At 58.0% G+C, this 13,054-nt stretch carries 12 protein-coding genes; 4 read left to right on the top strand and 8 right to left on the bottom strand.

From position 1 onward, the window contains the following. The first annotated feature begins 12 nt into the window (after positions 1-12). Positions 13-1,329, top strand: a complete 1,317-nt coding sequence (locus tag LVW35_RS25205; protein ID WP_233892495.1) for a bifunctional DedA family/phosphatase PAP2 family protein — start codon at positions 13-15, stop codon at positions 1,327-1,329. Here LVW35_RS25205 and LVW35_RS25210 read toward each other — a convergent pair. The 3 genes from LVW35_RS25210 to LVW35_RS25220 are packed head-to-tail and all read right to left on the bottom strand — an operon-like array spanning position 1,326 to position 3,004. Further along, positions 1,326-1,916, bottom strand: a complete 591-nt coding sequence (locus tag LVW35_RS25210; RefSeq protein ID WP_233892496.1) for an LON peptidase substrate-binding domain-containing protein — start codon at positions 1,914-1,916, stop codon at positions 1,326-1,328. The genes LVW35_RS25205 and LVW35_RS25210 overlap by 4 nt on opposite strands. A 21-nt stretch (positions 1,917-1,937) precedes the next feature. Then, on the bottom strand, positions 1,938-2,654 hold the full coding sequence (locus LVW35_RS25215) for an LrgB family protein (RefSeq protein ID WP_233892497.1): 717 nt from the start codon (positions 2,652-2,654) through the stop codon (positions 1,938-1,940). Continuing rightward, positions 2,651-3,004 (bottom strand): CidA/LrgA family protein, encoded by a 354-nt coding sequence (locus LVW35_RS25220; RefSeq protein ID WP_016978575.1) that lies wholly within the window; start codon positions 3,002-3,004, stop codon positions 2,651-2,653. The genes LVW35_RS25215 and LVW35_RS25220 overlap by 4 nt, the downstream gene beginning before the upstream one ends. Positions 3,005-3,170: 166 nt before the next feature. Between LVW35_RS25220 and LVW35_RS25225 the strand changes: the two genes are divergently transcribed. From LVW35_RS25225 to LVW35_RS25235, 3 genes are all read left to right on the top strand, one after another. Next, a complete protein-coding gene (locus LVW35_RS25225) occupies positions 3,171-3,626 on the top strand; it encodes a MaoC family dehydratase (protein ID WP_010206803.1) in 456 nt (151 codons plus the stop codon). A 105-nt stretch (positions 3,627-3,731) separates the two neighbouring features. Then, positions 3,732-5,450, top strand: a complete 1,719-nt coding sequence (locus LVW35_RS25230; RefSeq protein ID WP_233892498.1) for a C13 family peptidase — start codon at positions 3,732-3,734, stop codon at positions 5,448-5,450. 29 nt (positions 5,451-5,479) lie between these two features. Then, on the top strand, positions 5,480-6,121 hold the full coding sequence (locus LVW35_RS25235; protein ID WP_233892499.1) for an oxidoreductase: 642 nt from the start codon (positions 5,480-5,482) through the stop codon (positions 6,119-6,121). Between the two features lie 52 nt (positions 6,122-6,173). On the opposite strand, the gene LVW35_RS25240 is transcribed toward LVW35_RS25235, so the two are convergent. From LVW35_RS25240 to LVW35_RS25260, 5 genes are all read right to left on the bottom strand, one after another. Next, positions 6,174-6,458 (bottom strand): YceK/YidQ family lipoprotein, encoded by a 285-nt coding sequence (locus tag LVW35_RS25240; protein WP_233892500.1) that lies wholly within the window; start codon positions 6,456-6,458, stop codon positions 6,174-6,176. Then, entirely contained in the window at positions 6,451-7,080 is a 630-nt protein-coding gene (ubiX, locus tag LVW35_RS25245) for a flavin prenyltransferase UbiX (protein WP_233892502.1), read from the bottom strand. The genes LVW35_RS25240 and ubiX overlap by 8 nt, the downstream gene beginning before the upstream one ends. Continuing rightward, positions 7,077-8,426, bottom strand: coding sequence for a UDP-N-acetylmuramate:L-alanyl-gamma-D-glutamyl-meso-diaminopimelate ligase (gene mpl, locus LVW35_RS25250; protein ID WP_233892503.1), 1,350 nt, complete (start codon positions 8,424-8,426; stop codon positions 7,077-7,079). Before mpl ends, ubiX begins: the two co-directional genes overlap by 4 nt. A 247-nt stretch (positions 8,427-8,673) precedes the next feature. Beyond that, the gene (locus tag LVW35_RS25255; protein WP_233892505.1) at positions 8,674-9,705 is read right to left on the bottom strand and encodes a hypothetical protein; all 1,032 of its coding nucleotides are present in this window, start codon (positions 9,703-9,705) and stop codon (positions 8,674-8,676) included. A gap of 97 nt (positions 9,706-9,802) precedes the next feature. After that, positions 9,803-12,988: a hypothetical protein gene (locus tag LVW35_RS25260; RefSeq protein ID WP_233892506.1), complete on the bottom strand. Its 3,186-nt coding sequence runs from the start codon at positions 12,986-12,988 to the stop codon at positions 9,803-9,805. Between the last annotated feature and the right edge of the window lie 66 nt (positions 12,989-13,054).

Genomic DNA, 13,054 nt, shown 5'->3' on the forward strand with positions numbered 1-13,054 from the left:
GGAGTGGATTGTATGGGCCAATGGCTCGATATCATTACCGGCTGGTTGACCTTGAACCCGGAATGGCTGGCGGTGGCGGTGTTTATCGTCGCCTGCGTGGAATGCCTGGCCATCGCCGGGTTGATCGTGCCGGGCACAGTGTTGTTGTTTGCCATTGCCGCCCTCGCCGGCAGCGGCGCGCTGTCCCTGAGTGAAACGCTGCTGCTGGGGTTCCTGGGCGGTTTATTGGGTGACGGGGTTTCCTACTTCCTGGGCCGACATTTCCACCAGAATATCCGGCGCTTGCCCGGCCTGCGTCACCACCCTGAATGGATGAACGGCGCAGAAACCTACTTCCACAAGTACGGCATCGCCAGCCTGCTGGTCGGCCGCTTCATCGGCCCGCTGCGCCCCATGCTGCCGATGGTGGCCGGGATGTGCGACATGCCCTTCCCACGCTTTGCGATTGTCAGCATCGTCGCGGCGGCGGGCTGGTCGGTGGCGTATCTGCTGCCCGGTTGGGCGACCGGCGCCGCTTTCCGCCTGCCGCTGCCCGAAGGGTTCTGGAGCGAGGCGGCAGTGGTTGCCGGATGCCTTGCGGTAGTGATCGGGCTGAGCCTGAACAGCAGCCTGCGCGGCCATCGTCGCGCCACCTTGTGGATTGGTTGTGCGAGTCTGGTGCTATTGATCGCGCTGTTTATTGGCTATCACTCGCTGGACAACTTCGACCACGGCCTGAGCGCGCTGGTACAGGAGCATCGCAGCCCCTGGCTGGACGAAGTGATGGTGCGCATCACCCAACTGGGTGAGTTCAAGAAGATGTTCGTCGCCAGCGCCGTGTTCACTGGCCTGCTGCTACTGGCGCGGCAGTGGCGCCATGCAGTGTTTGTCGGCGCGACGCTGGCCGGGGCTGCGGTGATCAACACCGGGACCAAGCTGTTTTTCGCCCGTGGCCGCCCGGAAATTCTCACAGACCCATTGACCAGTTTCAGCATGCCCAGCGGCCATGCGTCCGGTGCATTCGCGTTTTTCCTGGCCTTGGCGATCCTGGCCGGTCGCGGGCAACCCGTACGGTTGCGCCTGACCTGGATGTTGATGGGTTGTATTCCAGCCGCGTTCATCGCGCTGTCGCGGGTTTACCTCGGCGCTCATTGGCCTACGGATATCCTCGCGGGCACGCTATTGGCGATGACGGTGTGTGCGCTCAGCCTGGGCGTCAGCGAATATAGAAGCCCGTTGCCAGCCATGTCGCAAAAAACCTGGTGGCTGTTGCTGCCGGCATTGTTCGCGGTACTGAGTTTCATCGCCCTCACCGGCACGCCCCACGCGCTGCTGCGCTATGCCTATTAAGTGAACAGTTCGCCCTGCAACTCGTCGAGCAGCATCTGGATCGCATCCAGGCGCTGCTGCGGGTCATCGAGTTGCAGCAGGTCGATCTTGTCGGCTTCGGTGAAAGGCAGCAGATACGCCAGCTGATTGCTCAAGGCTTGCTGGCCCTCGGCGTGGGCATCCATGTCCAACGACGCCACCATCGGGTGCTCGGCCAATGCCTGGAGCAGCGCCAGCAGGTCGGCGTCCTCTTCTTCCAACGGCTGGTCCGGCAACTCTTCGAGCCACTGCACGTCGGCCACCAGCAATTGGTCTTTCTGCACGTCGGCGTCCCGTACTCGGAAGCGGCGACCGCCTTCGACACGAATCCCCAACAAGCCATTGTCTTGTTGCTTGAAGTCACGGATCAGCGCTTCACAGCCGATCAACGCGTAGCCGTCCGGTGCCGTGCCCACCTCCTGGCCGTCAAGAATGCACACCACGCCGAAGCTTTCGCCCTTTTTCATGCAACGCGCGACCATGTCCAGGTAGCGCGCCTCGAACAGTTGCAGGTCAAGGGTGCAGCCAGGGAACAGCACGGTATTGAGCGGGAACAGCGCCAGACTCATAAAGGTTTCCTTAAACCCGGTTTAAACGATCACCGACACAGCCAGCGGCAGGAACACCGCCGTAGCCACGCCCATCAAACTCATCGCCAGCGCTGCAAAGGCGCCGCATTCTTCACTTTCCTGCAGGGCCACCGAGGTGCCGACGGCGTGGGCGGTCATGCCCAGGGCCATGCCGCGTGCCTCTGGGCTGTGCACCCCCAAGCGTGACAGATACGTCGGACCGATCATCGCACCCACCACCCCGGTGATCAGCACAAACACCGCCGCCAACGCTGCCACGCCGCCGATCTGCTCGGCCACCAGCATGGCGATCGGCGAGGTCACCGACTTGGGTGCCATGGTCATCAACATCATGTGCTCAGCGCCAAACCACCAGCCCAACAGCACGCACAAACCGGTAGCCAACACCCCGCCTACCACCAGCGTAGTAAAAATCGGCCAGAACAATTGACGAATGCGCCGCAGGTTCAGATAAAGCGGCACGGCCAGGGCCACGGTAGCCGGGCCCAGCAGGATCCCCATGATCTCAGTGCTTTTGCGGTACTCGGCGTAGCTCAGGCCACAGGTAATCAGGACGCCGATCACCAGCAGCATGGACACCAGCACCGGTTGCAGGAAGATCCAGCGGGTTTTCTCGAACCCTGCCAGCACCAGCTGATAAGCGCCAAGGGTGATGCCGATGCCGAACAACGGGTGATGAATGACTGCCGTCCACGCGCCCTGCCAGTCGAAGATCATTGATCCTTCTCCTTGCGCTTGACCATCTGCTGCATCAGCACGCCGACGAAGCCCATGGCAATCACCAGCGACAGCACCAGCGCACCGACGATGGCCCAGAAATCCGCGGCGATGTCCTTGGCATACACCATCACCCCCACCGCCGGCGGCACCAGCAGCAACGGCAGGTAACGCAACAAGCTGCTGGCGGCCAGGCTCAGGGGCTCGCCGACTTCGCCCTTCCAGATCAGAAAGCCAAGCATCAAAAGCAGGCCGATGATCGGCCCCGGCAATACCGGCAACAGCAAATGATTAATCGCCGTGCCGATCAGTTGAAACAGCACCAGCCAAGTCAGGCCACGTAACAGCATCCGCTCTTCTCCCTCAAAACTCGCCCGCATTATAAGCATGCCCACCCTATGCATCGGCATTCGCCAAAAGCATGGTGGGTTGACCGGGCTGATTGGCCGTGATGATCTACATTGGTTCTCTGTAATCCATGAAAAATATAGAACCGATGAACCAAGGAGAGACGCAATGCCCTATGTACCCGTAGCGCAGCTCAAAGACTATGTCGGCAAGGAACTGGGACGTTCCGAATGGCTCACCATCGACCAGGCGCGTATCAACCTGTTCGCCGAGGCCACGGGCGATCATCAGTTCATCCACGTCGACCCGGTCAAGGCCGCGCAAACCCCGTTTGGCAGCACCATCGCCCACGGTTTCCTGTCGCTGTCGCTGATGCCCAAGCTGATGGAAGACCTGCTGATCGTGCCCGAGGGCTTGAAGATGGCCGTCAACTATGGCCTGGACAGCGTGCGCTTCATCCAGCCGGTGAAGGTCAATTCCAAGGTGCGCCTGAACGTGACACTCAATGACGTGACCGAGAAAAAACCCGGCCAATGGCTGCTCAAAGCCACCGCCACCCTGGAAATCGAAGGCCAGGAAAAGCCGGCTTACATCGCTGAGTCGTTGTCGCTCTACTTCGTGTAAGCCCGTCCCTGTGGTGAGGCACTGAAACTCACCACAGGCTATGTAAATTTATGTATGAAACTCGCAGCTGCGGCATACTCGGCGCTCAATTATCCGGATCCCGCTATGCGCCCACTCGCTCCCCTCGCCCTTGCCCTGTTGCTCACCGCTTGCGGAGACGGCGAATCGCTGTTGCCGCCCGATGCGCGCCTGCCCGACGGCGGCCGCTACCGGGGCGACGTGGTCGATGGCTTGCTGCAAGGCCAGGGCCGTGTGGACTACCCCAACGGTAGCTGGTACGCCGGCCAATTCGACAAAGGCCAGTGGCACGGCCAGGGCGAGTGGCATGGCAGCAACGGCGAAGTCTATAAAGGCCAGTTCCAGAAGGGACTGTTCGACGGCCAGGGCAGCCTGACCACGGCGGGCAGCCACTATGTGGGCGGCTTCAAGAATGGGCGACGCAACGGCGAAGGCACCCTCAAAGAGGGGCAGATGACCTATCGCGGCGAATTCAAGGACGACCAGTATTCCGGCCTTGGTCGCCTGGAGCTGGCCGACGGCAGCCAATACCAGGGCCAGTTCGCCCACGGCAAGCCAAATGGCGAAGGCCAGCGCAACGACGACAGTGGCAACCAGTTCAGCGGCCATTTTGTCGATGGCCAGTTGGAAGGCAATGGCACGTTCAACAGTGCCGACGGCGACATCTATGTCGGCCAGTTCAAGCAGAACCAACTCAACGGCAAGGGCCGCTACGAGAACGCCGACGGCGATGTGTGGATCGGCCAGTTCAAGGAAGGCGCGCTCAGCGGCAAGGGCGAGTTGATCGGCGTGGACGGCAGCCACTATGTCGGTCACTTCAGCGATTGGCGCTTCAGCGGTGACGGTCGCCTGAACCTCACCGACGGCAGCTTCTATATCGGCGGCTTCGACAGCGACAGCTATCAAGGCAAAGGCACCCTGGTCCTCACCGACGGCACCGTACAGGCCGGCACCTGGGTCAACGGCATGCGCGTGCGGGACGCCGACGGCAAACTGTTGCCCGACCCGCTGGAAATCGGCGTATTGGCCCAAGGCCGCCTGCTCGACGCCGCCCTCGCCGCTGTGCCCGCCTCCACACCTGCCGTGGAGCTGTACACCCTGGCCGTGGCCGGTGACGGCAAGCAGAGCGTGTTCCTGCGCGAAGCCGATTACGTCAGCAACATGCTCGCCACCCGTTTCGGTGCTCGTGGGCAGATTCGCCTGGTCAACCACCGCGACCACATTGCCGACCGCCCGTTGGCCACTCGCGAAAGCCTGCGCCGCGCCGTGCAAACCCTGGCCGACCGCACCGGGCCGGAAGACCTGGTGTTTATCTACATGACCAGCCACGGCACCCACGAACACGAACTGGTGCTGGACCAACCGCGCATGGAGCTGGCTGACCTGCCCGCCGATGAGCTCGCTGCCGTACTCGCACCACTGAAGAACCGCGACAAAATCGTAGTGATTTCCGCCTGCTACTCCGGTGGTTTCATCCCGGCCTTGAAGGATGATCGTACCCTGATCATGACCGCCTCCCGTGCTGATCGCGTGTCCTTCGGTTGCTCCGAAGAAGCCGACTTCACCTACTTCGGCGACGCCCTCTTCGCCCAAGCCTTCAACCAGACCGACGACTTGCAGCAAGCCTTCAAGCTGGCGCAATTGCACGTGGCCGAACGCGAACAGGCGGACAACTTCGAAGCCTCTGAACCGCAGCTCTGGGCTCCCAAGGGCGTAATCGCCCATTGGCAATTATTACGCAAACAGCAGGCACGAAAGGCGCTCGAAAGCGTCTCAATGAATAGCAAGGAAGCCAAAGGCAACTAAGCTGTAACGTGTAACAAGGGGGAAACACCATGTACCTGACGCCTCAGCATATATTGCTCGCCGGAGCCTCCGGCCTCACCGGCGAACACCTGCTCGATCGTCTGCTCAACGAACCCACCGTCACCCGAGTGCTCGCACCCAGTCGTAAACCATTGGCCGAACACCCGCACCTGGAAAACCCGGTGGGCGACCCGGCGGTGTTCCTGCCGCAACTGAGTGGCCGGGTGGATCTGGCCTTCTGCTGCCTGGGTACCACCATCAAGCAGGCGGGCTCAGAAGCGGCTTTTCGCGCCGTCGATCTGGATATGGTCGTGGCCTTCGCAAAACGCGCGCGGGAAATGGGGGCACGCCACCTGATCGTGATCAGCGCGATTGGCGCCGACCCGAAATCCTCGATTTTCTACAACCGTGTCAAAGGGGAAATGGAAGAAGCGCTGAAAGCCCAGGACTGGCCACAACTGACCATCGTGCGGCCGTCGTTGCTGCTGGGAGAAAGGCTGAAACCACGCCTGGCCGAACAACTGGCCGGACCATTGTCGCGACTGATTCCGGGGAAATACCACGGCATTGAAGTGTGCGAACTGGCGCGTGCCATGTGGCGCCTGGCGCTGGAAGAGCAGGATGGGGTGCGAGTGGTGGAGTCGGATGAGTTGCGTAAACTAGGCAAATAACCCGATTTAACGCCCGTTCCCACATTGGTTTTGTGTTGCCTTCAAGACTAAGTCAGAGGCCGCCTGTTGCGTTGAAGCCGACGCCGAGTACCGTCAACACCGACAGCGGCAACAACAGCGTGTCGAGCAACGCACTCGCCGGCAGGTCCACCCCAGGATAGGCCGGCGCCTCGGCACCAAACCTGTCCTTGGCGCAGCAACCGCCATTCATCGCATACAGATCCAACCGCGTGCCGGCATACACCACCGGCGCGCCAGGTTGCGCCGCATCCAACGTGCGCGCGGTGGCGCAGCCCGTCAGTTGCAGCACCAGCAGGATCAACAGCGCCTTATTCATCACTGCTCAGATGATGCTCGCCCCAACGCGGCAGCATGTCCTGAGGGATGTTCAGCAGGTTGAGAATGCGCGCCACCACAAAGTCCACCAGGTCATCGATGGTCTGCGGCTGGTGATAGAAACCCGGCGAGGCCGGCAGAATCGTCACGCCCATGTTCGACAGCTTGAGCATGTGTTCCAGGTGAATGCTCGAATACGGCGCTTCACGCGGCACCAGGATCAACTGGCGACGCTCCTTCAGCGTCACGTCCGCCGCACGCTCGATCAGGTTGTTGCAGGCACCGGTGGCAATCGCCGACAAAGTCCCGGTGGAACACGGCACCACCACCATCGCTGCCGGCGCACCGGAGCCAGACGCCATGGGCGACATCCAATCCTCTTTGCCGTAGACCTTGATCTGCCCCGCCGCCGCACCCGTGTATTCGGTGAGGAAAGCCTGCATCGTTTGCACCTTGGGCGGCAGCGCCACATCGGTCTCGGTAGCCATCACCAATTGCGCAGCCTTGGAGATCAGGAAGTGCACCTCGCGGTCTTCACGCACCAGGCAATCGAGCAGGCGCAAACCATAAGGCGCACCGGAGGCACCGGTCATCGCCAGGGTAACGCGTTCCGGGCCACTCATTTCAGCGCCTCGGCCAGTTTGCCGTGCAGGCCGCCAAAGCCGCCGTTGCTCATGACCACCACGTGAGTACCGGGTTTGGCCTGGTGTTTGACGTGTTCGATGATGCCGTCAATGGAATCGCACACCGTTGATGGCACGGTGCACAGCGCTGCGATGCCCGGCAGGTCCCAGCCGAGGTTGGCCGGTGCGTACCAGACTACTTGGTCGGCGTCGTTGACGCTTTCCGGCAGGCCGTCGCGGTGGGCACCGAGCTTCATGGAGTTGGAGCGTGGCTCGACAATCGCAATGATCGGCGCATCGCCGACGCGCTTGCGCAGGCCATCCAGCGTGGTAGCAATGGCCGTCGGGTGGTGGGCAAAGTCGTCGTAGATGGTAATCCCATTCACGTCGGCGACTTTTTCCATACGGCGCTTCACGCTTTTGAAAGCATTCAACGCGGTAATCCCCATGGAGGGCACCACGCCCACATGCCGCGCGGCAGCCAATGTAACCAAGGCGTTGGCGACGTTGTGCTGGCCGGTCATGTCCCACTCGACAATGCCTTGGGCTTCGCCTTCGAACAGCACTTCAAAGCGGGAACCGTCTTCGCTGAGCAACTTGACCTGCCACTGCCCGCCCGCGCCGGTGGTTTGCACCGGCGTCCAGCAGCCCATATCGATCACGCGCCGCAAGGCCGGCTCGGTGGTCGGGCAGATCACCAGGCCTTCGCTCGGAATGGTGCGTACCAGATGATGGAACTGACGCTCGATGGCCGGCAGATCGGGGAAGATGTCGGCGTGATCGAACTCCAGGTTGTTCAGGATCGCCGTGCGCGGGCGGTAGTGAACGAACTTGGAACGCTTGTCGAAGAAGGCGCTGTCGTATTCATCGGCCTCGATTACGAAGAACGGCGTATCGCCCAATCGGGCCGACACGGAGAAGTTCTGCGGTACACCACCGATAAGGAAGCCCGGACTCATGCCTGCGTGCTCCAGCACCCAGGCGAGCATGCTGCTGGTGGTGGTCTTGCCGTGAGTGCCGGCGACCGCGAGCACCCAACGGCCTTGCAACACATGGTCGGCCAGCCATTGCGGGCCAGACACATAAGGCAAACCTTTATTGAGGACATACTCGACCGCCGGGTTGCCACGCGACATGGCGTTGCCGATCACGACCAGATCGGGGGCCGGATCGAATTGCGCCGGGTCGTAGCCTTGGGTCAACTCGATACCCTGGGCCTCGAGTTGCGTGCTCATGGGCGGGTAGACGTTGGCATCGGAGCCCGTGACGTGGTGGCCCAGTTCTTTGGCCAGAACCGCCATCGAGCCCATGAATGTGCCGCAAATACCGAGAATATGAATGTGCATGGTCGACCTCGTAAAACATCGAGGCAGGTTAGCGTATGGTGAGAAAAGTCGCACTCTTTAGCTTGGGATGTAGCTGCCCCGCTCTGTCAGAAAAAAACCAGGACTGGTAAAGCAATAAGTAAAACGCACCGATGTATCCGCCCTCTCTTATTCAGGAAACGTCCTGAGACACCGAGGTTTTCTTGCATTTCATGCACCGTACTTAAACCACCGGGACACACCACGTGTGACCCGGCCTAGTACAAGCTTAGGGGACTGAGGCGTTCAGCTCAGAAGCGATGCTACGCAAGAGTCCGGTAATCACCGCAAGCCTGGAGTTGATCGACAACGCACGGTTTGGGACATCGTCCGCCGAAGCCCCGGTGGACGCGAGCGTGAACGGAATACCCAACTCTTTGGCTTTGGCTCCCAGTTGCTTTTCTACGATATCAACCATTTCCTCGAGGGTATCCATGCGCTCGTCGTTGGATTGCATCGCCCATTTCAAATCTGGCGCGACGTGCGCATGGCCATTGAGATCATTTAAAGCGTTGGCCGCTACGAATACATCGTTCTGACTCTGCTGGACTATCTGAGTGTCCCTCAGATCCTTTGCGCTTAGGCCTGTGGGCTGTGCAGGATCAATCAATGTCTTGGTAAAAGCGTTGACTGTTCCCGCAATCACCAACCCCAAGGCTGAAAAGGGCATAGCGATCGCTGCGGTGCGCAGCAGGCTGGTGTTTCTGGCCGGCGCGGCCTTATCTACCTTGGCCTTTGCTGATGACGCAGATGCAGCTTCCTGCGAGAGCTTTTCCGAAGAGAATTCCTTGACGCCCTCACCACCAACCTCGCCTGAAGACTTCTGGCCGAACAACTTATCCCGGGTTTTGTTATCTTGCTCAAGTTGCCACTTTTTTTGTTGCTCGGTTCGATATTGGTCCAGCTCCGGGGAGCGATTACTGCTGGTACTCGGATCGTCACCCGGCGACCGTACGCCAGTGGTATGGCCCTGGGAGTCGAATCCCTTGGCTTTTGAGTCAACGAACTTTTGATCGAAACTCTTATCAGGTACGCTCCCGCCACCTCTTGAGGAACCGCTCGAGTTTGGCAGGGCACGCGTGCTCCCCCCTGCACATTGGAAACTGTCGGCAGAGCCAGGTCTTATTCGTCCGGAAAACAGGTCCCCGATTTTCGACATTTTAACCCGATGATACGACTTTGTGGACTTGCCAGGACTACCAGCAACTAACGGTTTCTTCTTGGCAAGTAATAACAGGGAAATAGAATTCGAATGCCTCATGAAAATCACCTAATGATGAAAGGATATTCGTTAGTCATCCATGACGCTCACACAATAAGTGATCCCACACCCGAAACCGTTCCAACATAAAATCAAATTAATTTCCCAGCTCACTCACAACACCAAACTGCGCCGCTTGAAGACCATATGGAGTCTTCGTTAAAATATTATAAGCATACCACCCCCCCTTCTTTAAGATGGCAACAGCAGGGCGCCAAAAGTTATCCTCCGCAGAGAGAAAGAAGCCTTTGACGATATCGCCATCCCGGTAAACCTTATTGATATCGTAATACCCGTAATTACCTGACAGTCGAGACAACAGTGTCTTTCCTTGGTCTGCCAAATACTTGGTATCCTTGAAAGCGGCGCCCGCGCCTTTATTCAGATTTTTAGTAATATCGACCGTGTCTTTAAAACCTGTCCCCCCGCCTACGCTCGCTACAACGGTACTTTTGATGAGGTTGAAAAAGCCCTTTCTTCCTTTTAGGGCTTTACGCGCCGCACTCGCCCCCGGAATAATAAAGCCCAATATATCGAAGCCAAAATTAAATATAGCACCTCCGACGTTGCCGTCTCTGGTATCTTGGATCGCGTCATAAAATGGAACGAGACTGAGTAAAAAACTTTTTAGTTTTGCATCGCAGGCTTTTCCTCTTTCTAGCTCCGTGACACAAGCAGCCACAGACTTTATATCGTCATATTCTTTTGTAAAAAACTCACTTACAGTACCGCCGAGCCCGCCATTTCTTTTAGAGAAATACGCACTCTCAGGTTTATCCAATGACCCTGGTGGATCTCGATCAGTATTAGTCAACTCATACTGAGTGTACAAGTGTGACTGACCTGGAATATAACCGTCGGAATCTTCGCCAAAATAGGAACGGTCGTCGAGCTTAATGTTACGGCCAGGGTAACCATCCTCTTTTACAAACTTACCCTCGCCCGGGAAATAGCTATAAGCATACACCTCACCCAAAGGCCCCACCGCCGTCATGAATATTCCGCGGCCCCCCCTTAATTCCTTCAGCTCTGCCGGGGTGGGCTCGCCAGGCAGACACACCTTGCGCGTGAAAAACCCCGAGGTACACGGCCCTGTCTTGGTATATGGACGGGACACTTCATAAAAAGTGACATCCGAGTTCCTGAAACGCTCCCTGTCAGCCAACGGCAGCAGAGAAAGCTGATATTTGAACTGAATAGTCCACGCGCTTTTCTGAACCTTTTTATACTCTTCAAACTTCTCGGAAAATGTTTTTTTGATATCAGGATCAAGCGCGGATAAACGTGATTTTATTGCCTCATAGGGGAATTTTTTCTTGTCCATCGACTCCCAGTTATCCGGCTTGATCGGGCCGGTCATGTAAATATCAAGCAATGAGACTGGCTTGTGCTTTACCCACGGCGCTTGCAAAACCTCCAGTGTCGGGTCCACATCGGGTAACACCCGCTTCAACTCGGCCAGCGCCAGCTCTCTGCGAGTAACAGGAGGCGTATTGAGCGCAGATTTTGCCCACTTGAGTTCGCTTTGCTGCTTGTTCAAAGACTCTTGTGAAGCGAGGATTTCCTCGCTCGTATAGTCATTATTCGGCTTGCTGCTGATCACACCATTGGCGATTCCCCAGGCAATAATCGGATCACGTGCAGCCTCGCGCAGTTGATCTTCACCCTCAAGCGAGATCGGGGGAGCGTCACCGAAAGCCATGACTTGGCTGAACGTCATGTTCATTGAGGCGCCCGGAACCTGGTGCTCTATACGAGCAACCTCAATGGCAAAATTCGTCCAGGTATGGGAGCCAAAGACAAGGTTGGGAGGTATGTCTTTAACCAGCAGTTCGGGGGCCGTGACCGACAGGAGTAGCCGTGCAGCCAATGGTGCTGCGTTAGCGCCTACCTTGGGTTCAAGGTGAGCGATGAAGCGCCTGACAATATCGGCAGGTGAAAAACCCGCATTGTCAGCGCTGTAGAGGTTATATCCCGCCACATTGAACGCCGATTTGGCCGGATTCGGATCAAGCTCGTGCACCAGCGCGGCACTGACACTTTCAATAGCACTGGTTGGCGTCTCAATTAACTTAACCTTTTCCTGTATTTGCTGGCCCAACTCCAAGGCCTTTGGCGAACGGATAAGCTGGTCCATTGCCAAGGAAGGGTTAGCGGCGATCTGGCTCTTTGTCGTTTCAGGAAGAAGGCTGATCAAGCGGTTCAATAGGCTGTTCACTTGTGGCCCGGGCGCAGACGAAGGTGGCTGTGGGCCGCCTTGTGCCTTCCACGCCTCTACCAGTTTGCTCATTTTTCGCAGAGAACTGGCTCCGAGCCATTGACCCACCGGTCTCGCACCACCGCTCTCCACACTGGGAGCTCGGTGAGCCAAGTCAAAGGACAACACCTGTGCGTAGTCGAGGGCCTGCTTGGCGTTCACAGGGACCTTGTTTCCTTCCAGCCTTATGACTTCGGCCACTTTTATGAACCTGCGCTTATCACGGGCAAACAGGGAGGAGCGAGGGTCAATCGGTATGAGGACCGTCTCCAGATCAATGCTCCCGCAGGCATCATCAACCTGGGCCCCCAGTGCTGAGATCAATGCGTGACGGTTAACCTCATCCCCCAGCGCTTGCTGTTGCTCTGACAACGCAGCATCCGAGTGCGTGGTTATATAACGATCAGGCAGCTTGAGGCCCGGAGCTTCTTCGAACTGTTTAAGACGGGCGTTTACTTGCTCGGAAGTGGGAGATACCACTTCACCGTAAAACTGCGCCACCAGGTTCATCGGTAGCTCGCCTTGCGCATATGCCGTCTGCACTTCCTGGCCAGGCTCAGGCGCGAACCGTTTGCCAATCGACAATAGCGTGCGGGAAATATCAGACCAGCCCGAGTCATCCAATAGCGTAAAAGTTTTCGGCCGACCCTGGACAATTCCCACAATCTCTCCACGGGAGGGCACCAAGATCAAGTTGTGGGTATCTACATTATTTTTTCGAGCCCATTCCAAAAACAGCGGAGCCTTGAATGCATTGTCCAACTCAGAGTGCCAACGCCCCAGCGTCGAGTGCGCAGGCACCGGAATAGTGGGTGCCCGCGTTGAAAAATTGTAACCGTCCTCTGCCAGCAACTTTTTGTAGGCGCTAGCGATGGCATTGTCCGCAGCGATGCGAGCGTCGTCAGGACCAGACAACTGGACTTCACGTTTGACGCGCCCCGAACTAATGCCTACCGCGCGTCTATCAGGCTGCGGTTCATAAATACCCTGCCAAGGAATAACTAAAGACTGATTAGCAATTGTCATAGACCGCCCTCGGATAAGCAATCACCACGGCCATCAAGCCGCCGCCCCATGCTCCCTGAGTCGGAG

It is taken from the genome of Pseudomonas sp. HN11 (assembly GCF_021390155.1).
Taxonomy (GTDB): Bacteria; Pseudomonadota; Gammaproteobacteria; order Pseudomonadales; family Pseudomonadaceae; genus Aquipseudomonas.